The 25,172-nt window shown below is 60.9% G+C and carries 24 protein-coding genes and 3 pseudogenes; 16 read left to right on the forward strand and 11 right to left on the reverse strand.

Annotated elements, in window-relative coordinates; genetic code table 11:
• Nucleotides 1–24: 24 nt before the first annotated feature.
• The 7 genes from OKW27_RS16215 to OKW27_RS16245 form a co-directional block, all read right to left on the reverse strand.
• The gene (locus OKW27_RS16215; protein WP_429334077.1) at nucleotides 25–2,022 is read right to left on the reverse strand and encodes a hypothetical protein; all 1,998 of its coding nucleotides are present in this window, start codon (nucleotides 2,020–2,022) and stop codon (nucleotides 25–27) included.
• Between the two features lie 99 nt (nucleotides 2,023–2,121).
• A complete protein-coding gene (locus OKW27_RS16220) occupies nucleotides 2,122–3,549 on the reverse strand; it encodes a lipopolysaccharide biosynthesis protein (RefSeq protein WP_429334078.1) in 1,428 nt (475 codons plus the stop codon).
• Nucleotides 3,550–3,690: 141 nt separating this feature from the next.
• Complete coding sequence (locus OKW27_RS16225) at nucleotides 3,691–4,842, reverse strand: glycosyltransferase (RefSeq protein WP_429334079.1); 1,152 nt, start codon at nucleotides 4,840–4,842, stop codon at nucleotides 3,691–3,693.
• Between the two features lie 50 nt (nucleotides 4,843–4,892).
• Entirely contained in the window at nucleotides 4,893–5,762 is an 870-nt protein-coding gene (locus tag OKW27_RS16230; RefSeq protein WP_429334080.1) for a glycosyltransferase family 2 protein, read from the reverse strand.
• Nucleotides 5,725–6,363, reverse strand: a complete 639-nt coding sequence (locus OKW27_RS16235) for a putative colanic acid biosynthesis acetyltransferase (protein ID WP_429334081.1) — start codon at nucleotides 6,361–6,363, stop codon at nucleotides 5,725–5,727. Before OKW27_RS16235 ends, OKW27_RS16230 begins: the two co-directional genes overlap by 38 nt.
• A gap of 66 nt (nucleotides 6,364–6,429) precedes the next feature.
• On the reverse strand, nucleotides 6,430–7,980 hold the full coding sequence (locus tag OKW27_RS16240) for a GMC oxidoreductase (RefSeq protein WP_429334082.1): 1,551 nt from the start codon (nucleotides 7,978–7,980) through the stop codon (nucleotides 6,430–6,432).
• Complete coding sequence (locus tag OKW27_RS16245; RefSeq protein WP_429334083.1) at nucleotides 7,970–8,812, reverse strand: aldo/keto reductase; 843 nt, start codon at nucleotides 8,810–8,812, stop codon at nucleotides 7,970–7,972. Before OKW27_RS16245 ends, OKW27_RS16240 begins: the two co-directional genes overlap by 11 nt.
• Nucleotides 8,813–9,418: 606 nt before the next feature.
• On the opposite strand from OKW27_RS16245, the gene OKW27_RS16250 reads away from it, so the two are divergent.
• From OKW27_RS16250 to OKW27_RS16265, 4 genes are all read left to right on the forward strand, one after another.
• The gene (locus OKW27_RS16250) at nucleotides 9,419–10,672 is read left to right on the forward strand and encodes a glycosyltransferase WbuB (protein WP_090806297.1); all 1,254 of its coding nucleotides are present in this window, start codon (nucleotides 9,419–9,421) and stop codon (nucleotides 10,670–10,672) included.
• A gap of 92 nt (nucleotides 10,673–10,764) precedes the next feature.
• The gene (locus OKW27_RS16255; RefSeq protein WP_184067996.1) at nucleotides 10,765–10,980 is read left to right on the forward strand and encodes a hypothetical protein; all 216 of its coding nucleotides are present in this window, start codon (nucleotides 10,765–10,767) and stop codon (nucleotides 10,978–10,980) included.
• Nucleotides 10,981–11,387: 407 nt separating this feature from the next.
• Nucleotides 11,388–11,600 (forward strand): hypothetical protein, encoded by a 213-nt coding sequence (locus OKW27_RS16260; protein WP_143037197.1) that lies wholly within the window; start codon nucleotides 11,388–11,390, stop codon nucleotides 11,598–11,600.
• Nucleotides 11,601–11,720: 120 nt separating this feature from the next.
• Nucleotides 11,721–12,626, forward strand: coding sequence for a GlxA family transcriptional regulator (locus OKW27_RS16265; protein WP_244144955.1), 906 nt, complete (start codon nucleotides 11,721–11,723; stop codon nucleotides 12,624–12,626).
• 94 nt (nucleotides 12,627–12,720) lie between these two features.
• Here OKW27_RS16265 and OKW27_RS16270 read toward each other — a convergent pair.
• Nucleotides 12,721–12,858 (reverse strand): annotated as a pseudogene (locus OKW27_RS16270) (IS110 family transposase); the annotation flags it as partial.
• 139 nt (nucleotides 12,859–12,997) lie between these two features.
• On the opposite strand from OKW27_RS16270, the gene OKW27_RS16275 reads away from it, so the two are divergent.
• Nucleotides 12,998–13,300: an ArsR/SmtB family transcription factor gene (locus OKW27_RS16275; RefSeq protein ID WP_018424976.1), complete on the forward strand. Its 303-nt coding sequence runs from the start codon at nucleotides 12,998–13,000 to the stop codon at nucleotides 13,298–13,300.
• Nucleotides 13,301–13,383: 83 nt separating this feature from the next.
• Nucleotides 13,384–14,442 (forward strand): alkene reductase, encoded by a 1,059-nt coding sequence (locus OKW27_RS16280; RefSeq protein WP_187617777.1) that lies wholly within the window; start codon nucleotides 13,384–13,386, stop codon nucleotides 14,440–14,442.
• Between the two features lie 91 nt (nucleotides 14,443–14,533).
• Here the strand turns inward: OKW27_RS16280 and OKW27_RS16285 are convergent, their stop codons facing one another.
• Entirely contained in the window at nucleotides 14,534–15,061 is a 528-nt protein-coding gene (locus OKW27_RS16285) for a GNAT family N-acetyltransferase (protein ID WP_429334084.1), read from the reverse strand.
• Nucleotides 15,062–15,211: 150 nt separating this feature from the next.
• On the opposite strand from OKW27_RS16285, the gene OKW27_RS16290 reads away from it, so the two are divergent.
• From OKW27_RS16290 to OKW27_RS16305, 4 genes are all read left to right on the forward strand, one after another.
• Complete coding sequence (locus OKW27_RS16290) at nucleotides 15,212–15,859, forward strand: VTT domain-containing protein (protein WP_018424973.1); 648 nt, start codon at nucleotides 15,212–15,214, stop codon at nucleotides 15,857–15,859.
• Nucleotides 15,860–15,979: 120 nt separating this feature from the next.
• Nucleotides 15,980–16,432 carry a MarR family winged helix-turn-helix transcriptional regulator gene (locus OKW27_RS16295; protein WP_184065162.1) on the forward strand — a complete coding sequence of 151 codons (453 nt, stop codon included), beginning with the start codon at nucleotides 15,980–15,982 and terminating at the stop codon, nucleotides 16,430–16,432.
• Between the two features lie 45 nt (nucleotides 16,433–16,477).
• Nucleotides 16,478–17,056, forward strand: a complete 579-nt coding sequence (locus tag OKW27_RS16300) for an isochorismatase family protein (RefSeq protein ID WP_187613095.1) — start codon at nucleotides 16,478–16,480, stop codon at nucleotides 17,054–17,056.
• 51 nt (nucleotides 17,057–17,107) lie between these two features.
• Nucleotides 17,108–18,457 carry an MFS transporter gene (locus OKW27_RS16305; protein ID WP_090806319.1) on the forward strand — a complete coding sequence of 450 codons (1,350 nt, stop codon included), beginning with the start codon at nucleotides 17,108–17,110 and terminating at the stop codon, nucleotides 18,455–18,457.
• A gap of 40 nt (nucleotides 18,458–18,497) precedes the next feature.
• Here OKW27_RS16305 and OKW27_RS16310 read toward each other — a convergent pair.
• Nucleotides 18,498–18,762: pseudogene (locus OKW27_RS16310) on the reverse strand (LysR family transcriptional regulator); the annotation flags it as partial.
• Between the two features lie 230 nt (nucleotides 18,763–18,992).
• Here OKW27_RS16310 and OKW27_RS16315 point away from each other — a divergent pair.
• A complete protein-coding gene (locus OKW27_RS16315) occupies nucleotides 18,993–20,396 on the forward strand; it encodes an MFS transporter (RefSeq protein WP_429334085.1) in 1,404 nt (467 codons plus the stop codon).
• A gap of 152 nt (nucleotides 20,397–20,548) precedes the next feature.
• Nucleotides 20,549–20,701: pseudogene (locus tag OKW27_RS16320) on the forward strand (type II 3-dehydroquinate dehydratase); the annotation flags it as partial.
• On the opposite strand, the gene OKW27_RS16325 reads toward OKW27_RS16320, so the two are convergent.
• On the reverse strand, nucleotides 20,698–21,777 hold the full coding sequence (locus tag OKW27_RS16325; protein WP_429334086.1) for a hypothetical protein: 1,080 nt from the start codon (nucleotides 21,775–21,777) through the stop codon (nucleotides 20,698–20,700). The pseudogene OKW27_RS16320 and the gene OKW27_RS16325 overlap by 4 nt on opposite strands.
• A gap of 119 nt (nucleotides 21,778–21,896) precedes the next feature.
• Here OKW27_RS16325 and OKW27_RS16330 point away from each other — a divergent pair, with 119 nt between their 5' ends.
• The 4 genes from OKW27_RS16330 to OKW27_RS16345 all read left to right on the forward strand — a co-directional run bounded on the left by OKW27_RS16330 (nucleotide 21,897) and on the right by OKW27_RS16345 (nucleotide 25,168).
• Nucleotides 21,897–22,802: a LysR substrate-binding domain-containing protein gene (locus OKW27_RS16330; RefSeq protein ID WP_429334087.1), complete on the forward strand. Its 906-nt coding sequence runs from the start codon at nucleotides 21,897–21,899 to the stop codon at nucleotides 22,800–22,802.
• Between the two features lie 98 nt (nucleotides 22,803–22,900).
• Complete coding sequence (locus OKW27_RS16335) at nucleotides 22,901–23,575, forward strand: HAD-IA family hydrolase (RefSeq protein WP_429334088.1); 675 nt, start codon at nucleotides 22,901–22,903, stop codon at nucleotides 23,573–23,575.
• A 34-nt stretch (nucleotides 23,576–23,609) separates the two neighbouring features.
• Nucleotides 23,610–24,758, forward strand: a complete 1,149-nt coding sequence (locus OKW27_RS16340; protein WP_429334089.1) for a DSD1 family PLP-dependent enzyme — start codon at nucleotides 23,610–23,612, stop codon at nucleotides 24,756–24,758.
• Nucleotides 24,759–24,853: 95 nt separating this feature from the next.
• Nucleotides 24,854–25,168, forward strand: a complete 315-nt coding sequence (locus OKW27_RS16345) for an RNase A-like domain-containing protein (RefSeq protein ID WP_429334619.1) — start codon at nucleotides 24,854–24,856, stop codon at nucleotides 25,166–25,168.
• Nucleotides 25,169–25,172: the final 4 nt, after the last annotated feature.

Consider the following 25,172-nt stretch of genomic DNA (forward strand, 5'->3'; position numbering starts at 1 on the left):
TTTGCCCCAGATGCGGGGTCGGTCCTAAGTCTCGAACGGCCGGTTGCCGATCATCACGACGTGGTGTGCGCCATGGACAGTAGCTCGTAGTTCCAGCATGTTCCGCGGACTTACAGCAAAACGCAGGACATCGCTTCCCGACACGAGCGTTCCAACCGGAGCGCTCGTACTATTACGCGAAAGCTGCAGCAGATAGAGACCGGACGACGCGCTCTCTACGCGGTTCGCATCGCGTGACACCAGCACCATGACTGCATGCCCTTCTTCGTCCTTCGGGCAGGAAATCTGAGTGTCGAAACTGCCGCCATCGAAATGCACGGTGTAGAGGCCCAATCCACCGATCCGATGTCTGGCATCCTCCAATGCGCGAAGCGCTCCACTGCGTATCGTCACATCGTCGGTGAAAGTGGTGGCAGGCAGGGTGTAGCGAGGCTGCGGTTCTTTGAAAACACAGTCCGCTGACTGGACGGATCCGACAGGGCCGTCAGATCGAACGACCGAAACGCCGAAAGACTGCTGGATGTTGACACCGGAAACGCAGGAGGAGACGTCGAGTTCTCCTATGAACGCCGGGACGAGGACGCCATGACCAAGATAAGGATCGTCCCATCCGGCGCCAACGGCACCGGTTCGCTTGCGATGGTCGCGATAGCCGACGCGTTCCATATAAACGCCGTTGAAGACAGCCGATTGGCATGCATCAACCAGCACCGCTGGACGCGGCGAGTAAGCGTGCGTTATTTGCATGAAGACATTGCTATTCGAAGGGCGCGCATAGCGCGCCATGACGCGTATGCAGAATCCGCAAATGCCCCGATAGGGATACGCCCTCGCCGGTGACGCGGCATTAGTCGGCGCGCTGAGTCTGCGCTCGCTGTTGATTGACTTGAAGAACGTGGCATCGAACCATTGATCGATCTTGCGCTCATCGTCGCCATAGACGCGGTCATAGATGTTACGTACGTTGATGATGGTGCACTTGTCCGCGAAGCCGCCTCGTTCGTTGTAGTCGTCGTTGCGATCGACCCATTGCCCTCCGACAAGAACAGGGACGCCCGTGCGCAGCGCCTCGATATTGCTGAACGTGCACTGTTCCAGCACAGCCGCATAGATACCCACCCCGCAGCCGACAAAGTGAAGTCTGTCGAAGATGCAGCCTGCGAGCGTCGCGGACAGGGCGCCAAAAGCCATGAAGCAATCCACGCATGTCAGATTCTCGAGCCCTGCATCCATCGCCGTGTCGAATTGATCGAGCAAGCCGAAAGTGACTGGCTGCGACGCGTCCGCCATGCCGTAGCGATAGTTGCCCTTCACCACGGCGTTATGCCCACATAGTTTGACCCCCGGCCATACGCCTACGCAATAGGGCTGTCGCATGGGAGGCTCAGACGGGAGTCTCCTGCCTTTTCCCTGCTTAACCGTGCCATCGTCGTGACAAGGGATGGCCAGCGTTCCGCGCGCGGCTGCAAGGTAGAACGTGCCGTTATCAAGCACAACGCACTGAGTCCGGCCCGTCGATGCATAGAGCGATCCTGCGAATGCGACGGCGCGATTGATCGCGTCACCGTCATCCGTCGTGCCGTCACCGCGTGCACCGAACCATCTGGCATGGATGTCGCCCTCGAATACGCGCTTCCAACGCTTTCCGCTCTTCGAAACCAGCACTGTGCCACCATTGTCCCGGCTCAAGACGTCGGTAGGATCGAGCCAATAATATGCAGCATCCAAATCGCGTTCGCCCGCAGCATGCTGAAAAACGAGCAGTCTCGTAAGCGGTCCGCCGTAGTCACGCAAGCTGGCGTAGCCCTGAATCGGACCTTGCGCAAGCACAAATTCAGCGAGGTGTCGGATTTCGGTGTATGCGAGCGAAGACCTGGTGACTATCACCCTGTCGTCGGGCGACAAGTCGCTCACGGGCTGCATCGAGGTCGAACCGCTCTGCGTGTGCGACGGCTGCAGTCCCGATGCCTGCCGCTGCGCCGCTTGTGCAGATGCGCCAGACAGGCCGAAGCAGGCGGCCATGATTGTCCTCAAGGCTCCACGTCTGTTTTTGAGCGCGTCTCCCGCCAACCGCAACTTTTCCTGAAAGTCGGCCATACGTTCAGAAGGTGGGTGTGAGAGTCACGAAAGTGGACCGAGCGACGCGTGCGCAAGAATCTGCTTCCTGCAGAGGCCGATATAGACGCCATAGTCGGCGATGATGCTCGCAATGATGGACGACCAGACCACCCATTCCACTGTGCCGAACTTCAAGAGCAGACATACCTTGAGCGGAATGGATACCGCGCTAAAGATCAGCACGGCAAGCAACTGGGGGCGTAATTCGCTCATTCCATTCAGAAAGATGGTGAAAGCGTTTCCCATTGCTTCGACCACCGCCAGCATCCCCGCCGCGCACAGCAATGGGAAAGGTACAACCAGGTGATTGCCCGTCCAAACCTTCAGAAGCCAGGGGGAAGCTGCCAGAATCAGCGCGCTTGTCAGCACCGCGATGCCGCCCGTGACGCCCATGGACACCTTCAGCGTGTGCCTGATGAACATCTTCTCACCGCGCGAGTGTGCGTCGGCATAGAGACCCCAAAGCGGCCCCGACAGCATGGCCATCCCGACGGTGATCGCCTGGAACAACCGCTGCGCAACGGCCAGTCGCGCCACTTCCTTCGCGCCGAGAATGTTTGAAACGATCAGGGGATCGCATGCGCTGCCGCATATCATGCCAAGTTGAAGAATCAGGAACATGCCGCTCGTCCGCAGTAGCAGCCTCGAGTCTTGCCACCCCGTTCCCAGCCATATGCCGCGATGAACGCGAAAAATCCGCTCCCGGCGAAGACGCCAAACGAGAATCAACGTCGTGCCGACCTGCATGCCATAGGTAGAAAGCACGAGATACGGCAACGGTGCGCGATAGCGGTTGCAGAGATAAAGAAGCGGTAGCGAGAAAAAGTATCCGATCGCAGCAGCGATATGTGGCTCCCATGCTCGCTGAAGACCATAAAAAACCTTTCTCACGCCGCTTAGTGGGATGTTCACGCAAAACAGCGTGATGAAAACCACGGTTGACTCCACCGCTTCTCTTGTGACGTCTGCCGATTCGATCTTGAGCATCCTTTGGAAGTCCAGCAACCTCACGGCACCAACGAGCACAGCCCCAGCGGCTGCGCCGATCACCACGAGCAGCAGTACGCCGCGAGTCGCAATCGTCTGCAGTTTCTCTTGATCGCCGCTCGTTTTCGCGTCCGCAACCAGGTTGACGAGGCCATTCGCCACGCCAAGGTCAAGCACCGACAACATCACTGCGAGGCTTGATATTGTCATCCAGATGCCAAAGCGCTCTTGCCCGAGATACGGAAGCGTCAAAGAGACCGAGAGCAGCACTACCGCAAAGCCCATCGCGGCACTCACCGCATTGCATGCAGCGGAACGCGCGGCGCGCACATAGCGATCCCTGTCGCGCCCTTCCGAGGCTCCGATACCAAACGGCAAGCGACGAAAACAGAGTCGCAGGATGGAGACCGGTGCGCGCACGAAAAAATTATCTGCAAGCGGCATTGGAGCGTGTGATCCTCTGACGCTGCTCTTCCGCGAATGAGATGTCCCGGAAAGGGCAGCAACGGTTGAGCGTAAAATCGCGCTGACGAACTCAACTTCCTGCGACAGCCATCCTGCACGCGTGTGCTAAAGCAGAAATGCTTACGCGACCTGCTTGCTCATCAACGCGATATAGTTCTGCGCGACTCTGGAGATATGAAACCGATTGTTGAAACACTGCTTTGCCGAACATTGCATCGCAACCTTCTCGTCGTCCGGCAGCATTGCCCATTGCGTCAGAAGGCGGGTGATACCCTCTCGCGTGTCGTCGTCCACGAACCCGGCTCCATCGGCAACGACCTCTTGCCAGATTCCGACCTTGTCGGTCAAGAGCACCGGCACGCCGCACGCTAGTGCTTCGGCCACCACCACGCCGAAGTTTTCCTGATGCGAGGGCAAAACCATGACGTCGGCAGCGCGCAGCAGGGACCACTTGTGCGCCCCCGTTACCATGCCAGGCCAGCTAACACGATCCGCGATGCCGAGCCGCACGGCCTCGCGACGCAATCTCGCCCCGAGTCCATGATCATCGGGGCCTGCGACGACGAGGCGATAGTCGGTGCTCAAGTTCTGGAGATCGTGAAACGACTGGATTAGCAAGTCGCAGCCCTTCTTCTCGTGAATTCGCCCGAGAAAAAGGATAATCTTGCCCGGCGTCGCTAGCGAATGCCGCTGCGCAACGTCCAACGTTTCCGTCGAAGGTGGCGGTGCCGTGCCAATCATCATCATCAGCTCTTTCGCCCTGTACAGCGGAAACGCCAAGCGCGCCAGTTCGCGCTCACTGTCGGTGGTGAAGAGAACCCCCTTCGCATTGCTGATGACATGACGCTCCACAAATATCCAATAGACTAGCTTCTTGGCATGTTTCAACGGGCGGCCGATGTTGAACCACGGATCGAGCATGCCGTGCGGCATCACGAAATATGGGATCTTTTTCGGAAGAAGCGAGAGAACGGCCGCCGCGCTGTGGAACTGCCATATGCCGTCTACGATAATTGCATCGTACCGGTTTGCATGCTGTGTCAGCCACCTAACAAGCCTGAAGTTGAGCGCGTATTTGCCAGCGTGGTGGCCTAGCCTCACAACCAGATCGAAAGCATTGTCGTCCGATTTGTCAGCATCAATAGATGAGTCAAGACAGACAATGTCGGTAGTGTGTCCGGAAAGCCGGAGCTCCGTCGCGAGCCGTTTGAGCGCCTCAGCAGGACCACCATACCTTCGCTCGATTGACGAGATAATGTGAAGGGTTTTCAACGCGGGATCTCCGGCTGACACAGACATTCATCATAACGCGCATGCGCGGTTCAACTCTTCAATTCTTCGCTTAACGTAGGGCGATCGACTTGCGTTCTCGCCGCCCTCATCTTCTCCCTGACTTTCAGAACGATGAAGTACTCATAGACCGACTGCAGCGTCGCATACACCAAGCCCGGGTGTCCGTCGAGGAAGCCTCGACGAACCAAGTAAAGTAAAACGAACTTGATCACCGGGCGGCATGGAAGTTGGTAGAACAGGCGCTTTTGATGATAGCGGCGAGTCTGGAAATCGGCCGCAAACAGCGCCTTGGAAAGGCTGAACTTGTTGCCGTTCGCCCTATTGCGAAGGAACTGATCTGCTTCCAGCGAACTGTAGGCGTTATGCCGTGAAAGCCAGTGCGATAGCCCCTTGCTGAAAGGGAAGTGATCGAGATAGCCGTCGAGCCGGCCAGTCTTGCCATCCACCACGGTGACGGGATTGACGAGCCGTTCATAGTGGATATGCTGGGGCCTGAAAAGCCGAACGAAGTACGGTGAAGCCTGCACGTGCCTGAGCCACTTGTCATTGAAGAAGTCGCGGCGTCTAATCTGAAACGCCACCGCATCGCCGGCGTTCGAGACCGCCTTTTCAATCTCCGGCACGAGCAATGGGGGAACGCGCTCGTCGGCATCCAGATACAGCACCCATTCGTGCTTGAATGGGATGTTTTTCAATCCCCAGTTCTGGTGAGTGGACCAGTCGTCGAATGGTCTGGAGATCACGTTCGCGCATACCGAGCGAGCGTACGCGACGGTCCCGTCTGTGCTGAGCGAATCAAATACGTGGATGTCGTCGGACCACCCGATGACGGTCTCAAGACAACCAGGCAAATCCTGTTCTTCATTCTTCGTCAGCACTAGTACAGACACTTTGCTCATTGGGATCTCCGTGCTTGACTCTAAGAGAAATCTTCCTTGCTGGCATGCCGGCATACACAGTCCACTCATCCAGCAGACTCCGCGTTACCACTGATCGCGCGCCTACAACCGCTCCCGGCGCGATATGAATGCCAGGGCAAACGAAGACTTCAGAGCACACCCACGCGTCCGATCCCACAATAATCGGCTTTGCAGTTAGCTGAAACGTCGGATGGTTGTAGTCGTGACTTCCTGTACAGAGCTGCGCGCCCTGCGATATCGTGCAACGCTCACCTAACGTGATGCGTTCGATGGAATACAAGTTCACTCCATTGGCAACGCCTGTAAAGTCGCCGATCGAAAGATTCCATGGCGCCCAGATGCGCACACGCGGATAGACGTGAACACCTGCGCCTATAGTGGCCCCGAATAGTCGCAGAATCCAGCGACGCCACGCATGAAAGACACGCGGCGTCGGCACGAAGAAAACGATATAGATGACGCCCCAAAGAACCCTCAGAAATCTGTTCGACAACGAAAATGAAGGTCCCTGTCTCGAATTCACGCCTTTCAGGATTATGCTCGGACGAACGCCTTGCCGGTTGATTGCATCTTTAGGCATAGACTCCTCTCTCAACGGACCATCGTAGCGTCCACACGGCTCAATACCCGCGGTTGGCGGAAAGCATCAAGCTTTTGGCGGGGTGCTGCCGGCAGCGTGCTGATTGACACATCGCATCCCCAGCAGCAGCAGCATCATAGTCGGATTCGCCCCACCTCCCGTCGGCAAGACTGACGTGGCAAGTAGCTGGACATTCGCGACACCGAAGAGGTTGAGGTTTTTGTCCACCACGCCATCGGCGGGGCAAGCACCCATGCGAGTCGAACCTGTCGGATGGAAGATGCCTTCTGCGTTGTCGATGTTGGCCCAGATTTGCTGTGGCTCGATCGATTTCCATACGCCAAGCGAGGCGAATTTGCTCGTTTTCCAGGTTCTTTTAAATAGTTCCGATGTCTCGATTACGTTTTCTTTGTCTTCCTTGGACAACCTCCAGTTGATCTCAGCGAGTGGCAAGCCAAAGCGGTCGCAGCACGTATCGCTGAGAGTGATACGATTGTTGGGAGATGGAAGCTGCTCAACCACCGAATGGACAATCAGGCGCGAGTGGGCGGGAAACAGTAGACGTTTGTTCGCGAGCCTCCACCACATGGCGCGCGCAAGCCAGGGGGTATTCGCAATCAAATCGAACATTACTCGTGGCGGCGGTGACTTACGACGCTGTACATTCCGGAATATCTCCCGTAGCACATCAAAGCCACCGGGTTTCTCAACCTCGAACCCGATGTGGCAGAAACCTGGCGGCAGATGCCGCCGCGCCTCCGCTTGTGGCGCTAGCTCGAAACGAATATTGCGCATTGAACCGGCGGCGCCGAATCGAAAGCCGACGATCTTATTTAGCAAAGCGCTTTCGGAGGCGACGATTTCCGCTACTTCTGCGGAAATATGATCCGTGAAGTTATGGCCGAGCGCAGACGTAAGGGCGGAGACGGCTCCATTGTTCTGACGGTCGATTAGCAATGCCAGACGGGTTGTTTCGATCGCGCCAGCGGCGACGATGAGCTTCCTCCCCGAGATAGCTAGCCTGTCACCATTTTGCGATACCGCTTCCAGTCGGACGCCTTCAGTCTGAGTTTTGATTTTGACGACATGGGCATTCAACCAGACCTGAAGGTTGGCTGCCGCAGCGACGTCAGCGTCCAACAACGCCGCTACATTGCGCTTCCGGAATTCTGGCCACTTGGCGAGACGATTGACATGGGTCCCACCGAGTTCGAACGGAAAGGAGACGTCGAAATACGGGCCCGGTTCCAGGGAGAATAGCCGCTCGACGTCACCGATGAAAGGGGTTAGTTCATCGAGTGAGATCGGCCAGTTGGCATTGCAGAGATCAGAGTTTTGGAAGGGAATGAGGGCCCCGCCCCATCGCATCGAGGTACCGCCCAGGCATCGGAAACGTCCGTGCGAGGCGCCCTTGTAGAACATCCCCTGCTGGACGACTTCATTGAGCGGATGCGTGTCCTCTTCCTGGCGCAATCCGCCGGTTTCCAGGCAGATGACGGTTGCGCCTGTCTTCCGCGCCAGTAGTACGCTGATCGGTAGGCCGACGGTTCCCGCGCCGATGACTATGAAATCGGCTGCCCGCGAAATTGCGCCCTGCCCGCCCAGGTCATTGAGCATCGGCCGTTTCCGCCACGAGCCGGGCATATTGCTGCAGCCTGGCCAACTGCTTCGTGCTCACGATGATTGCGCCATCGGTATTGCGAAGTAGTGCCCGACGCAGAACCTCTGTCACTGACAGCGGCGACCCCTCCTTGCGGGACGCGGAGACATAACCATAAGTGATCTGGAAGGGCTTGCGGTAGCAGGTCAGTACGTCGGCCTCGCGACCGGTGAGACTGTCGTGGACCTGAATGAAGCGGGTCAGTTCGGAGCCGGCAGCGAGGAACGGTTCGACCTTATCCGTAGTTAGCGCGAGGCCGAAAGTACGGACCGTTCCGTCGCGTAGGAGACTCTCGAGCCATTTCAACCATTCATCAGTATTGAGCAGGGAAAGTTCAGGCTCGTGCAGCGCGTAGATGTCGATAGAGTCACGCTTCAGACGACGCAAACTGCCCTCGAGTGTTCTCTTCGCTCGGGCAACTGAGAAATCCACCGTTGGACCCGAGATGGTCTTTATAAAGCGCCCTGTCGCCTTGCGAACAAAAACAGCGGCTCCGCTTTGCTCCTCGCCGCCGGGCGAATAGATACCGACTTTGGTGGTGACAGTGACCTCCGGTCGTGCTTTGAGAACGTGGCCAAGATCGCGCTCGGCCAAGCCAAAGCCATAGTAGGGGGCCGTGTCGAAATGGGTGAACCCGGCGTCCACCGCTGAGAATAATAGTCGTCGTCTTGCTTTTTCGGAGCCACTGTTGAAAAGACTGGCGGTGCCGAATATGAATCTCGAAAGTACGATGGGAGTCCCGGTCAACTGAACGCTTTGCACGATTAGCTCCCGCTGAATGCTGGTCAAGCCCGCGCCTTGAATTGAATGACGAGAATGTTCTACCCACGATCAGCGTTACCGCGGCAATAAGACGTCAGTCCCTTAGTAAGGTCTGTGCGTAGTCCGCCAGATTAACCGTGTCAGTATCCATGGCATGGTTGTACGAGCTCTCCGTCAAAGCCGCTGTATACCGAGCACTATGGGTTAGCACAGCGTGTTCACGCGATTGCATGTAGCGAACTTGAATCTCGTCGACGTGAAAGGAATATAAGCGCCGCGCCCTGATGTCCCCGGTCAAGACGGAAATTGGCAAGAAGTTGTCGGCTTTCGCCCACCGCGAGTGGCAAGAGACCGGCATCAGGCCTCCTGCGCCCACACGACTTGCGATCATATGTCCTGGCTGGCGAAGCCCATCTAGGCGAGGCACGACAAGCATTTGTCCGACCGGGCAATTTGATATCTGCGATCTTCGAATCAAAAGGCGAACGCGCAGCTTTGACACAACGCGAATACGAATGCGACTGCGAGCAAGCCACGGAACGATAGCCTCCGTCAGAGTCCGAACGCATGGGTCGCACGTTCCCGTGCCCAACGCAGACTTGATCTTCTTTTTCCCAAGATGTGGATTACTCAATGAAAGTGCTGATAATCTCGCTCAACTATGCCCCAGAGGTGACAGGGGTGGGAAAGTACTCCGCGGAGCTTGCGGAGTGGCTCGCATTACAGGGGCACACGATACGCGTGATAACCGCGTCTCCATACTATCCTGAGTGGCGCATCAAGGCTGGCTATAACGCGTTGACGTACTCGACTGAGCAAATCAACAACGTTTCCGTCATACGCGTTCCCTTCTGGTGCCCCAAGCGCCCGTCGGGTCTGAAACGCGTGCTACATCTGATGAGCTTCGCGGTCTTCGCGAGTCCGGCCGCTCTGTGGCAGATCGCGTGGCGTCCGCACGCCGTGTGGCTCGTAGAGCCACCTTTGTTCGCGTCTCCCGTCGCGTTGTTCGCCGCCCGCGTCGCCAGCGCCTCATGTTGGCTTCATGTACAGGACTACGAAGTCGACGCAGCGTTTCGACTGGGCATACTGAAAGGCCATGTCGCAAGAAAGCTGGCTTTGCGCGTGGAAAGATGGTTGATGTCACGCGCCGACGTCGTCTCGACACCCTCCGCAGCGATGACACGGCTCGCCGTGCAGAAGGGGGTCTCCTCGGAAAAAGCTTTCACCTTTCCCAACTGGGTCGATACTCAACACGCGCATCCAAACAGCACGGACAACCCCTATCGCGCGCAGCTCACCATCGGCCACGGAGCGCTGGTCGTCCTCTACTCAGGCAATCTCGGACTTAAGCAAGGTCTGGAAATCATTGTCGACGCTGCAAAGCTTCTCACGTGGCGCGCGGACATCATGTTCCTGATCTGTGGCGCTGGACCAGCAAAAGATGTCCTGCTCGAAAAGGCCCGTGACGTACCGAACGTCAAGTTTCTCGGGCTGCAACCTAAAGAGCGGTTCAATGAATTGCTATCGGCTGCGGACATACACGTCCTTCCACAGCTTGCGGGCGCCGCGGATCTCGTCATGCCTTCGAAGCTTGGCCCAATGCTGTCGAGCAGCCGACCGGTAATTGCGACTGCGAATGAAGGTACCGAGTTATGGAGCGTCATCAACTCGGTCGGCGTCGCAGTCGAGCCCGGCTCTTTCACGGCATTGTCACACGCCATCCTTCGTCTCGCCGACGACCCGTCGCTTCGTGAGCGCCTTGGCACCCTCGGACGGCAATACGCCGCATCCAATTTCTCGAAAGAAACGATTCTCCTCCAGTTTGAGGCACGGCTTCGCAGCTCAGTCCTCGGCAAACGAGACCTCGGAGACCGCGCGACGACGTAGGCCCACTTAACAGTCTTCGGATCCGGTGCTAGCGCAAATGAGCGAGATCCAGCTTGCTTCGTGGACCTCACAAGGTATCCTAAGGAGGCAGGATGAATTCAGAATGGCTTAGTGCTGACCTTCCCGTAGACTGGACGGATGAGGAGTCGGAGTTCTTTATGCGTGCAGTGGAGGCGATCGCACTGGCCTACAAAGAACAGACCATCACGCTTGAAGAGGCCGGAGACCGGATTTGTATGGTTGCGGTCACGAGACTCGGTGAAGCAATGGGCATGGATGATTCAATCAGATGTATTAGCCGGGACTAGCTCTGAAGCGGCTTCGCCTTGCAGCGCGTTTCGTCCACCTTGACGTCAACACCAGGACTTTTGCAGACCTTCCCTACTAATTCACCAGGGTATGCGGCCAGTTGAACGCGCCGTAGTTTCATTAAGTCAAAACTTAGTTCTGTCCGGCCGATAAAGGTTGAAAGTAATTGGTGGGATTTTTTTTCACGCGGTAAGTTATGGCGTGTAACGATATTTACGTGGCACAACTGCTTATTATCTCGCCAGTTTACCTTCAAAGTTTACTATATGAAGAATACGCTTGAACCAGGAATACCGATATATGGGAACCTCGCTGATTCTCATTGCTTGTTATTACTATTTTCTTTCTGATTACCGGGTTGCTGCCCATATTGCAGTGACGCCTCCGCTATTTTGAGGCGGACACCTTGCATCTCGACACTGAGGCAAGGCCGCTGCATTTTCCGCTGACAGTCGTTTTTATCGCGCGCCGCGACCTGGATGCCGGGCTTGCACCACCGCCCTTCGGCAACGTATTTTTCTCGCCTGAAACCTTGTCGATTAAAACGGCGAGAATAAATCTGAAAACGCGAGAATCGAAGTCCGATGACACATGGAAATCCTGTCTTCTTTCCGTGTGACGAATAGAAACCTGCCGAACTGGAGGCCGCATGACGCCAATCTTATCTGACGCGCTAGCACCGCCTGATTGTCCGAGACAGGACATTCGGTCTGTTCAGTGTTCGACAATCGTGAAGCACGTGGCGATTATTTTGTATGACGGATTTTCGTTGCTGGACGCCGGCACGCTCGCCGAAGCTCTGCATGTCGCTAATGAATTACAATCGCAAAGTTCGAATCATTCCGTGACATATCGCGTGAACCTCATTTCGGCTGGCGGTGGAGCGGTTGCATGCTCGTCATCGATGATGGTTTGGACAGAGCATTTTTCCACGCGCGATTTCGATCGTCTCGACAACCTCTTCGTTCCCAGCGGAAGTGGTGTCGCGCACGCCTCCGTCGACGACAACCTCATTGATCTGTTGCGACTGGTTTGTGCAAGAGGCGTCCGTGTCACCGCGATCGGGAATGGGCACATGGTTTTGTCGGCTGCCGGCGTGGCGCGGCGCGATTGGCCTTCGATGAAGCATGATATCCGTCTCCGATCGTTATCCGCGAGCGCTGCGGAGCATGATCGCGATCAGGCTTTGGTGACCTCGCTCGCACTGCTCAAGATGGATCTGGGAGCGGAGTTGGCCGCGCGCGTGGCGGACCGTCTCGGCTCGGATGGCGGGCGTACATTGGCCCCCGCGTTCGAAGAGATGGATGCAAAGACGCTCGCCGAGAAAGCACGTGCGTCGGCGCGTTGGATCGTCCAGAACTGCGCGAAGCCCATATCGGTGGGCGATGCGGCGCGCACGTCTTCGATGAGTGAGCGCAATTTCCTGCGTCTGTTCAAACGGGAGCTCGGTGTTACGCCTTCAAAGTACCTTCTTGGTGCGCGGCTCGATCTTACGTGCAAGCTGCTCGCCAACAGCGATCTTCCGGTGGACAAGATCGCTCGTAGAACCGGTCTTAGCAACGGAGAGAGACTGTCGAAGCTTTTCCGTAAAGAGCTCTCGATGTCGCCTACTGAGTTCCGGACGCAGAGTCGACGAAAGAGTTGACGTACGAACAGCAATCCAGATGCGCAAGTGGGGAGTCACGTCAAGCGCCGCGCTTACTTATGCCGTGAAGGCTTACCTTGCCACCCGAACCGGTCTGCTTCGGCACCGACGCCCGTCCTTTAGCCGTAACTTCCCCGTACTCGGTTAGCCGTCCGCGCAAGCCGTTGATTTGCATGGTCCGGAACTTCACAAGTTGCTCGCGCATGCGATGCAGCGCCAGCATTGCCTGCTGCATTCGATGCCTATCGCCCCATCCGCAGTAGTGCTTTCACCAATATCGTTAAGTTCCGATATATGATTCGTTCTGTAGCGATGCATGTCGCGCACGCCATGCGGCGTGCCGGTTGCCGAATCACCTGAAAACCATCCACATGACGCCCGATTTCGACGCGATCCACAAAGCGCTGGCCAACCCGGTCCGCCGGGAGATTCTCGGCTGGCTGCGCGAGCCGCACGCGCATTTTGCCGATCAGGAGTTGCCGCTCGACCACGGCGTGTGCGCGGGCAAGATCGACTCGCGCTGTGGCCTGTCGCAGTCCACCGTGTCGGCGCACCTGGCCGCGTTGCAGCGCGCGGGGCTCGTCACGTCGAAACGGGTTGGTCAATGGGTGTTTTTCAAACGCAACGAGCCCGTCATTCAGGCGTTCCTCGAATACATGAACACGAAGCTCTGAGCGCCGCATTCGCATCGCCGCGCTTCCTTTTTCACGCAGTTTTTTGAGGTTCGGGCCTTGCCCGCCGCCAAAGGTGAACTCTTATGCCGACTCTTTTCGATCCGCTGCAAATTGGCGATATCACGCTGCCGAACCGCATCATCATGGCGCCGCTCACGCGTCAGCGCGCCGAGGAAATCCGCGTGCCGAACGCGTTGATGGCGCGCTACTACGCCGAGCGCGCGAGCGCCGGTCTGATCCTCAGCGAAGCGACGTCGGTCACGCCGCAAGGCGTCGGCTACGCCGAAACGCCGGGCATCTGGTCGCAGGAGCAGGTCGAAGGCTGGAAGCTCGTCACGCAGGCCGTGCACGACGCGGGCGGCAAGATCTTCCTGCAGCTCTGGCACGTCGGCCGTATTTCGGATCCGGTGTTCCTGAACGGGGAGCTGCCGGTCGCGCCGAGCGCGATCGCGGCGGGTGGTCACGTGAGCCTCGTGCGTCCCGAGCGTCCGTTCGTGACGCCGCGCGCGCTCGAGCTCGATGAAATCGCCGGTGTCGTCGAAGCGTTCCGCAAGGGCGCGGAAAACGCCAAGGCCGCGGGCTTCGACGGCGTCGAAGTGCACGGCGCGAACGGCTATCTGCTCGACCAGTTCCTGCAGGACAGCACCAACAAGCGTACCGATGCCTACGGCGGCCCGATCGAAAACCGCGCGCGTCTGCTGCTCGAAGTCACCGACGCGTGCATCAGCGTGTGGGGCGCAAACCGCGTCGGCGTGCATCTCGCGCCGCGCCGCGACGCGCACACGATGGGCGATTCCGATCCGGCCGCAACGTTCGGCTATGTCGCGCGCGAACTCGGCAAGCGCAAGATCGCGTTTATCGCGGCACGTGAAGCGCTCGGCGACGACCGCCTCGGCCCGCAGTTGAAGGAAGCGTTCGGCGGCCCGTATATCGCGAACGAGAAGTTCACCAGGGAAAGCGCGCAGCAGGTGCTCGACTCCGGTGAAGCGGATGCGGTGGCCTGGGGTCAGCTGTTCATCGCGAATCCGGATCTGGTGCGCCGCTTCGCTGAAGATGCGCCGCTGAACAAGCCGGTCCCGGCGACGTACTATGCGCGCGGCGAAGTCGGCTACACCGATTATCCGGCGCTCGAAACGGTGTAAACGGTAGCGACAGCGAACTCATGTCCGCTGTATGAAATGACAAAGCGGCGGGCGTGACTGAATTCCAGTCACGCCCGCCGCTTTTTGTGCGCTAGACAAGCTCGCGCCGCATAAACACCCGTTTCGATTCATCGAGTCCGCGCGCGATATGTGCGTCGCGCCGCGCGAGCAACGCCGCGTCGAGCTCCGACGTGTCGAGATCGCGAAACCCGAGCCGCCGGTAATACGGCGCATTCCACGGCACGTCGCGATACGTCGACAGCACCAGCTGTGTCAATTGTCGCGCGCGCGCGATTCGCGCGACCTCTTCGATCAATGCGGCGCCGATGCGCCTGCCCGCGTGCGAGCTCAGCACATCGAGTTCCTGAACGTAGATGCGCGCCGGCTGCGGCTCGAACATCACGAAGCCCGCGCAGATCGTCTGCTGGTCGAGCGCGACGATGATCTCGCGCGCCTCGATCTTGCGCTCGACGACCTCGCGCGCCATGGGCGGCGCGTCGGCAATCCCGGTCATGCCGACGCTGACGAAACGCTGGCCCGCTTCGAATTCGATGGCACGAATCGTTTCGGCTTCGTGCAAAGCGGCAAAACGGAAGGTGATGGCGGAATCATGCGACATGGCGTTGCGTCCGATGAAGACCGCCCGAGTTTGACATCGGCACCGCCACATCGACAAGCGGCATATGGCATAAACTCGCGCAAGCGCCCTGCACGCACGCTCGCGGGACTACACTCATCACATCCGAACGCCACTCGAGGCCACGCCAAGATGAACCTGATGAATGTGCTGCAGATCGCGCTGCACCTCGACCAGCACCTGAGCGCGCTGATCGTGCAGTTCGGCACGGCAATCTACGCACTGCTGTTTGTCGTCGTGTTCGTCGAATACGGTTTTCTGCCGCTGTTCTTTCTGCCCGGCGATCCGCTGATCTTCATCTGCGGCGCGCTCGCGGCCACCGGCGCGTTGAACGTGTGGATCATCGCGCCTGTGCTGTTCGTCGCGACGGTGGCCGGCAGCAGCGTCGGGTACGCGATCGGCCATGCGGTCGGCGACAAGGTCTATACCCGCAACTACTACTGGCTCAATCGCGATGCGCTGCGCCGCGCCCACGTGTTCAGCGAGACGCGCGGCCGCCTGACCTTCCTGCTGTCGCCGTTCATCGCCGTGGTGCGCACGTTCGCGCCGTTCGCCGCGGGCGTGTCGCGCATGACGTTCTCACGCTTCGTCGCGTTCGTCACCGCCGGCGCGGCGCTGTGGGTGGTCTCGCTGATCGCTGGCGGCTATCTGTTCGGCAACGTGCCGGTGGTGCGCGAGCATCTGAGTTCGCTGGTGTTGCTGGGCCTCGCGCTCGGCGGTGCGATGCTCGTCGGCGGAGCGGTATGGCGCTTTTTCAACCGGCGCATGCGGGCGCGCTGAGGCCATCGTGGCGACGTTTCGGCGTACGGCCTACCGCCATCTCAAAACTTGACCCGGGCGAGATACGAAGGTAACCTTATCAGGAAACCTTCACATCATGTCATCGCACGAGTTCACCGCATGACCCAATCCCCTCCCGCAGTTACGCCGGAAGAACTTCATACGCTCGCCGAAGATCTGCGCGTGCTGGCGGGCAAGCTGCGCCGGCGTCTGCGCGAAGAGTCGCATGTCGGCGACTTCACGCCGTCGCAGGTGCAGGTGCTGAACTTGCTGGAACGCGAAGGCCCGGCCACCGTCACCTCGCTCGCGCGTGCGCACGGCATGCGGCCGCAGTCGATGGGAGAAACGCTCGCGGTCCTGAAAGCCGCGGGGCTCGTCAGCGGCACGCCCGATCCTAACGATGGACGGCAGACGGTTCTGTCGCTGACACCCTCCTTTCGCAAGAAGGTCAAGGCAAGCCGCGCGGCACGCGAAGACTGGCTGTACCGCACGATTCAAACGCGTTTCACGGCAGCCGAACAGCAACAACTCGCGACGGGCGTCGACTTGCTGAAACGCCTCGTCGATTTGTAACTCGCGATTCGCGCACACGCGTCCCGCCACTCGCAGGAGCACTTCATGGCACTCACGACTCTCGACGCCAAAACCGCACTGGTCGTCGTCGACCTGCAGCGCGGCATCGTCGCGCTGCCCACCGCCCCCCATCCGGCCCGCGAAATCGTCGAACGCTCGGTTACGCTGCTCGATGCGTTTCGCCGCCACGGCCTGCCCGTCGTGCTCGTGAACGTCACCGCCGGCGCACCGGGCCGCACCGACCAGGGTCGCCACTCCGCCGACTTCCCGCCCGATTTCGCCGACCTTCTGCCCGAACTGAAGCAGCAGCCGTCGGACCATCTGGTCACGAAGCGCACGTGGGGCGCCTTCACGAACACGGACCTGGCCGCGTATCTGCAACAGCAAGGCGTCACGCAAGTGGTGCTCGTCGGTGTCGCGACCAGCATCGGCGTCGAATCGACCGCGCGCTTCGCGAGCGAGGCGGGCCTGAACGTCACGCTCGTCGTCGACGCGATGACTGATCTGAACGCCGACGCGCACACCAACAGCATCACGCGCATCTTCCCGCGCCTCGGCGAAACGGGCACGACGCGGGAAGTGCTCGATCTGCTCGAACGTTCGCGGGCTGAAAGCCTGAATTGAAGCCGGCCGCTACCCGCATGCGCCCCACCCCGCGTTGAGGAAACCCCTGCCGTGAGCACCACGTTCCGTTCGCTGCGCATATTCAACTATCGTGTCTGGGCGAGCGGCGCGATCGTCTCGAACATCGGCACATGGATGCAGCGCACGGCGCAGGACTGGCTGGTGCTCACCGAGCTTACGCATCACAACGCGACGGCGGTGGGCATCGTGATGTCGCTGCAGTTCGGACCGCAGATGCTGTTGCTGCCGCTCACCGGCTACGCGGCCGATCACTTCGACCGCCGCAAGCTGCTGTTCGCGACCCAGGCGGCAATGGGTACGCTGGCGCTCGCGCTCGGTCTGCTCACGGTCACGGGGCTCGTGCAGCTATGGCAGGTCTACGTATTCGCGGGCCTGCTCGGCTGCGTGACCGCGTTCGATTCCCCCGCACGCCAAACCTTCGTATCCGACCTCGTCGGCGAACGCGATCTCGCGAATGCCGTCGCGCTGAACTCCACGTCGTTCAACGCCGCGCGCATGCTCGGGCCAGCGGTCGCGGGTCTGTTGATCGCGTCGGTGGGCAGTGGCTGGGTGTTTCTGATCAACGCGCTTTCGTTCGTCGCCGTGCTCGGTGCACTGCGCATGCTGCGGCTGGACCAGTTACATATCAAGCCGCGCAATGTGCGCTCGCGCGGCAGCTTCGTCGAAGGCTTCAAATATGTCTGGACACGCCCCGATCTGAAGGCGGCGCTCCTGATGCTGTTCCTGATCGGCACCTTCGGCCTGAACTTCCCGATCTTCATCTCGACGATGTCCGTCACCGCGTTCCGTGCGGGCGCGGGCGAGTACGGCGTGCTCAGCTCGACGATGGCGATTGGCTCGGTCACCGGCGCTCTGCTCGCCGCGCGCCGCGCGCGGCCCACCATGGGGCTGCTGCTCGGCGCCGGCGCGATGTTCGGCGTCGGCTGCACGGCGGCTGCGCTGATGCCGAACTACGTGCTGTTCGGCATCGTGCTGATCGCGATCGGCGTGTCCACGCAGACCTTCACCACCTCGACCAATAGCCTCGTGCAACTGACCACCGAACCGGCCATGCGCGGCCGCGTGATCGCGATCCTGCTCGCGATCGCGCTCGGCGGCACACCGCTCGGCGCGCCGGTGGTCGGCTGGGTCGCCGACCGTTTCGGGCCGCGCTGGGCGCTCGGCGTCGGCGCTGCATCGGGCTTCGGCGCCGCGCTCGTCGGACTTGTCTATCTGATGCGATACCGGCAACTGCGTTTCTATCGCGAAGGCTGGCGCCTGCGTTACAGCATCGAAGATCCGCGGCCCGTCACGGCCACCACGGTCATTCCCGACTCCGTAACGACGGTTCAGCGTAGCGAGCTGGACGAGGCGGAAGAGGATACGGCTTCGAGCGTGTAAACGCGCAAGCGTGTGAGCACCGGATCCGGGCAGGCGCAGCTCAGAGTCCGCCCACGCCGCGCGTCGCCAGTGCACACGGTCCGCGCGTCAGCTGCTCCCCGAGAAACTCGATGCACACCTGAATCCGCGCCGACGACGACAAGCGCTCGGCCGTCACCGCCCACACTCCCGTATCCCTCCTTCGCCCACTGCACGACGATGTCGCTCAGATTCGACGCGACCGTGCCCGTCACCTTCACGCTCCTTTCGCCATGCGGCCCGCTCAGGCGCCAGACCCCGAAGCGGTCGTCGCGGCCGCGAAACAGTGGGGCAAGGGGCAGTCGCTTGAAGCCGGTTTGAATGCAATGCCCGGCGCACTCAGGCCGTGGTTAACCCGGAGTGCGCCGCGGCAGCTCGTGACACGCGTCGATCCATCCCGTTGTGCGGCACCGCGGCAACGAGACCAGGAAAATCCTGGCTTGCGCGGCGCCCGTTTAAAGGCGCCAATGATTCAGCCGTAGAAGCTGACAAAAACATTTCGCATTCAGGAGGCGTCATGCAAACGAACGCATCGGCAAGCAGCGGGCATAGCTCGCAGGCGCGCAAGGCTACCGCCAGCGGCTGGATCGGCTCGGCACTCGAGTACTACGATTTCTTCATCTATGCGCAGGCCGCCGCCCTGATCTTTCCTCAGTTGTTCTTCCCTTCCGGTAATCCCAAGATCGCGATCGTCGCATCGCTCGCAACCTACGGCGTCGGCTACGTCGCGCGGCCGATCGGCGCGGTCGTGCTCGGGCACTGGGGCGATACACACGGGCGCAAGAACGTACTGCTCGTCTGCATGTTCCTGATGGGTCTGTCGACGATGGCGGTCGGTCTGCTGCCGACCTATCAGCACGTCGGCTTTCTCGCGCCGGTGCTGCTCGTCGTGCTGCGACTGATCCAGGGTTTCGCGGTCGCTGGTGAAATCTCGGGCGCCAGTTCGATGATCCTCGAACACGCGCCATTCGGGCGACGCGGCTTTTACGCGAGCTTCACGCTGCAAGGCGTGCAGGCCGGCCAGATTCTGGCCGCCGCGATCTTCCTGCCGCTCGCCTATTTCATGAACGACGCCTCGTTCAATGCGTGGGGCTGGCGCATTCCGTTCCTGCTCAGCGCGGTCGTGCTGATCGCCGGGTACATCATCCGCCGCGAAGTCGAGGAAACGCCCGCGTTCGAGAAGGAGGACGCGAGCGGCGGCGTGCCGCGCTCGCCGATCGTCGAAGCATTCAAGTACAACTGGGGCGACATGCTGCGCGTCGTGCTGTGCTCGCTGATGAATGTGATCCCGGTCGTCGCGACGATCTTCGGCGCGGCGTACGCGGTGCAGCCGTCGTACGGCATCGGCTTTTCGAAGAGCCTGTATCTGTGGATTCCGGTGATCGGCAACATCGTCGCGGTGCTGGTGATTCCGTACGTGGGCAATCTGTCCGACCGGATCGGGCGGCGTATGCCGATCATCGTCGGCTCGCTCGGCGCAGGGCTGCTGTCTTTCGCGTATCTGTACGCGATCAGCATCCGCAACGTGCCGCTTGCGATGGTGGTGTCGATCCTGATGTGGGGCGTCATCTATCAAGGCTACAACGCGATCTTCCCGAGCTTCTATCCGGAACTGTTCCCGACCCGTTCGCGCGTCTCCGCGATGGCGATCGGCCAGAACATCGGCACGACGATCACCGCGCTGCTGCCGGCGCTGTTCGCCTACGTCGCGCCGCCGGGATCGCACAACGTGCCGCTGACGATCGGCGCGATCACGTTCGCCATCACGATCGTCTGCGCGATCGCCGCATGGAGCGCGCGTGAGAACTTCCGTGTGCGGCTTGGCGACCTCGGCGCAAAGAACGTCGTGCCGCTCGACAAGCTCAGCTACGACGCAATGCGCGCGCAGAGCATGGCCGACGCGAAAAAGGCCGCTGCTTGAGCCCGCTTGCCCTTTAACGCGTCTTGATCAGGACTTTCAGGGAACCCGCTCATGAACCGCACCCGGATCGCCGTCGCCGGCGCGGGCACGTTCGGCTCGTTCGCGGTACCGACGATGCGCCTGAAGACCTACGCCAAAGCCGCGGACCGGGCGAAGCGTTCGGGCATCAGTCGGTGTTTGCGGAGATCGTCAAAGGACAGATTTGCGGCTTCGGCGTGGACAGCTATCTGCTCGGGCTGCGCGGCGGTATCGGCGGCGGGCTAGCCACGGAAATACGCCGCGCGGCGCTGGCCTCGCACGGCTAGCGCCATGTTTCGGTCAACTCGTTGGCCAGCACCATCTTCTGGCGCACCGCCTCGACGAAGGCCGCGTCGATGCCCGCCTGCGCCTTCAGGAATTTAAGCGCGGCGGAATGCACGGCGCGCAACGCGCCGCCGTCGATGCCCGTCATACGCGCCGCGCCGCGGCGCGTTTCCTCGATCAGATCGCGCGCGCTCGTGAAGTCGGGCGACAAGCCGCATTGCGCGTCGAACGCGGCGCGCAGACCGGCCGCGTAGTCGCTCGACTCGCCGAGCCGCTCCATATCGATCAGCAAATCGACGCCCTCGCCCATGCGCAGCGCGCAGAGGATCCACAACGCAATGAACGCGCGATACGCGTTGTCGCTGTCCACCGTGCGCGCGAATTGCTCGCAGGCGACGGCATACGCGTCATCGGGCATCGACGGTAGCGGCGGCAGGCGTACGCCGCACACGCCGATCGCTTCGCGCACCAGCGGGTCCATCTGATTCAGACCGAGCACGCGAAACGGCGCGGCGACAAAGAACGCATTGCTCCACTGCTGCCGCAGCATCCAACCCGATGCGAACTGCGATGCGGGATTGCGCAGCACGCCCACGTGCAGCGCCTCGGCAAACGCGCGCTTCAGCCACGGCAGACGACCGCCCGTGCGGCAAAACTTGAAGACGGGTACGCGGCCCTGCTCGATCGTGTGCTCGCTCAGCGCACGCAGATAGGCCTGCAGTGACGGGAATGTCGCATCGGGATCGCGCGTAAAGCGATCGATGCTGAAGCGCCGGTCGTAACCCGCCACGCCGCGCGCATCTTCGCGCAAAAACGGGCGGTATTCGTCGAAGTAGGGTGCGGCGAGCGGCGGGTGCCCCGAGGTCAAGGTCGGCCGCGAGGCGGGCACGTCGGCGGGTTTGAGATCGGCGAGCACATTGCTGAGCGGCTCATAAAAACCGGCCGCGCGCTCGTGTTCGCGCAGCCGCGACCACACCCACGTGCCCGCACTGCGCCAGCCCGTGTGCAGAAAAACCGCCTGTTTCAGCGGAGTATTGGGCGCGGCGTCGTACGCGGACGACTCATGAGGCAACGGCATGGGACGTCTCTTCCAATGATTGGATCAATAGACTGGAAGCGCCACTTTACCCTGTGATCGATCCGGACGCATTATGCTGCGAGATTCCCCGCTCCCGCCATTGCACCCACCTCGCATCCATGAACGATTCGGCCGATATCCGCTTCCTGCTCACGCTGCGCGCGAGCGGCAGCCTGATCGCCGCCGCGCGCCGACTCGCGCTGTCGCCGTCGGCGGTCACGCAGCGCCTGCAGCAACTCGAAAAGAAGCTCGGCATGCAGCTCGTGAACCGCAGCGCGCGCCGCCTGCAATTCACCGACGAAGGCCTGCTGCTGTGCGAGCGCGGCGCCGAACTGGTCGAGCAGTTCGACGCGTTGTTCGACGATCTGCAAACGCGCCGCGGCGGCCTCGTCGGCACGCTGAAGATCAATGCGCCGCTCGGTTTCGGACGACGCCATCTGGCGCCGCTGATCGGCGAGTTCCAGCAGCAGAACCCCGACATCGACGTCGCGCTGACGCTGTCCGACCGGCCCTTGACCGAAACGCTCGATCGCTTCGATATCGTCGTGCATATCGGCGAGCTGCCGCCGTCGAACCTGGTCGGCTATACGATCGCGCCGAACGCGCGCTTCGTCTGCGCGGCGCCCGCGCTCGTCAGGCGAATCGGCCAGCCCGAATCGCCGGATGCGTTGAGCCGGCTGCCATGCATCGTGCTGCGCGAAAACAATGAGGACGTGTCACTGTGGCAGTTCAGCAAGGGCCGCACGCGCCGCGGCGTGCGCGTGTCCGCGCATCTGAGTTGCAACGACGGTGACGTGATCCGCCAATGGGCCTGCGAGGGACGCGGCGTGATTCTGCGCTCCGAATGGGACGTCGCCGAGGATCTTGCGAAGGGCAAACTCGTGCGTCTGCTGCCGGGCTGGAAAGCGCCGGACGCGAACGTGATCGCGCTCACGCATCAGCGGGCGGGACTGCCCGCGCGCACGCGCCATTTCATGCAGTATCTGCAAGGCCGCTTCAGGCCGTTGCCACCGTGGCGGCGGTGATTCAGTCCATCTGAATCTAACAGTCAACCTATCTGAACGCTGACGTACTATCGAAAACCTATAATTGACTCATCCTCAACAGCCGGCCCCATGCAATCATGACTGCCGCCGCCCATTCCACCGACACCCCCGCCTACCCCGACGCGGTCCTGTTCGACCTGCTAACCGCCCTGCTCGACTCGTGGACCTCATGGAACCGTGCGGCAGGCTCCGACGAAGCGGGCCGCGCATGGCGTGCCGCCTATCTGCGTCTGACATACGGCTGCGGCCGCTACGTTCCCTACGAACAACTGGTGCGCGAGGCCGCCACGCAAGTCGGTTTGTCCGAATCGGCCGCGAACGCGCTCCAGGCGAACTGGCTGAACCTGACGCCGTGGCCCGGCGCGCTCGGTGCGTTGCGCGCGCTCGCGCCGCACTGCAAGCTCGCGGTCGTCACCAATTGCTCGACGCGGCTCGGCTCGCAGGCGGCCGCGCTCTTGCCCGTGAGCTGGGACGCGATCGTGACCGCCGAGGAAGCCGGCGTCTACAAGCCGGACCCGCAACCGTACCGCCTCGCGCTCGACAAGCTCGGCGTCGAGCCGCGCCGCGCCGCGTTCGTCGCCGGCTCGAGCTACGACATGTTCGGCACCGCGGCCGTCGGTTTGCGGACTTACTGGCACAACCACGTCGCCCTGCCGCTCGTCACGGGAGCGCAGGCGCCCGAGGTCGAAGCGGCCTCGCTCGATGGGCTGGTGCCGTGGCTCGCAGGCTTTGGCCGCGATCGTCGTCACTGAATCTCCAACCTCACCTCGCTCCTCAGGTGCAAACATGAAACTCGAACAGATCGAAACCCCGGCCGCGCTGATCGACGTCGCGCGGATGCAGAAGAACATCGCGCGGATGCAGGGGCGGATGAATGCGCTCGGCGTCGCGTTCCGGCCGCACGTGAAGACCACCAAGTGCATCGACGTCATGCGCGCGCAGATCGCCGCCGGCGCGCGCGGCATCACGGTGTCGACGCTGAAGGAAGCGGAAGCGTTCTTCGCGGCCGGCGTCGACGACATCCTGTACGCCGTCAGCATGGTTCCGTCGAAGCTGCCGCGCGCGCTCGCGCTGCGCCGCCAGGGCTGCGAACTGAAGCTCGTGGTCGACAATCCGACCGCCGCCACGGCGATCGCCGCGTTCGGCGACCAGCACGGCGAAACGTTCGAGGTCTGGATCGAGGTCGATACGGACGGACATCGCTCGGGCATCCAGCCCGAACAGCAGACGCTGCTCGACGTCGGGCGGATTCTGCACGAGAACGGCGTGAAGGTCGGCGGCGTGATGACCCATGCGGGTTCGAGCTACGAGTTGAATACGCCTGAGGCGCTCGCCGCGCTCGCGGAGCAGGAGCGCGCGGGCTGCGCGCGCGCCGCCGAACGGTTGCGCGAGGCGGGCATCGCGTGTCCGGCCGTCAGCGTCGGTTCGACGCCGACCGCGCTCGCCGCGCGGCATCTCGAAGGCGTCACCGAGGTGCGGGCCGGCGTCTACGTGCTGTTCGATCTGGTCATGCACAACGTGGGCGTTTGCACGCTCGACGACATCGCGCTTAGCGTACTCACGACCGTGATCGGTCATCAGGAAGACAAAGGCTGGGCGATTCTCGACGCGGGCTGGATGGCGTTAAGCCGTGACCGCGGTACGTCGCGGCAGTCGCACGATTTCGGCTATGGGCAGCCGTGTTTGCTCAATGGCACGTTGCTGCCGGACTATGTCGTGAGCGGCGCCAATCAGGAGCATGGGATTCTTGCGGCGGTTGCGGCCGATGCGCGAGCCGATGCACGGACCGAGGACATCGCGCAGCGCTTTCCGATCGGTATGAAACTGCGCATTCTGCCGAACCACGCTTGTGCGACCGGCGCGCAGTTCCCCGAGTATCACGCGGTTGCGCCGGACGGCAGCAGCGTCGAATGGCAGCGATTTTACGGCTGGTAGGTCGGCGGCTTCAAAACATGCCCGGCGCACTCGGCACACTCAAGGAGAACCAACGGCTTCTGCCAGAATCATCCATCGCCCATAGACGGACGTGAATCCCGCCGTTAGCGTGGAATCTCCACAGGAATACAAAGCGCCGGGTTGTTTCATCGTTCACTGATCTACAAACGGCAGAGTGGGCGATTTCCAAGGTCATACAGGACAACGCGGCCCGGATAACGACGTGGGCGCAATCTCATACCGGTTCCATACGACTGGAACTGACGGGCGATGCAGGTAGGCAGGTAGGGTACGGGGTCATTCGCAAGACGGGGGAGATGGTGAATCTGAGCAAGGTTCACATGTTCTTGATCCGGAAGGAATATAACGGCATGCCATACTACGTCCTGACCGCCTACCTGATGCCATGAGCTT

This window comes from Paraburkholderia sp. 35.1 (assembly GCF_050436525.1).
Lineage (GTDB): Bacteria > Pseudomonadota > Gammaproteobacteria > Burkholderiales > Burkholderiaceae > Paraburkholderia > Paraburkholderia tuberum.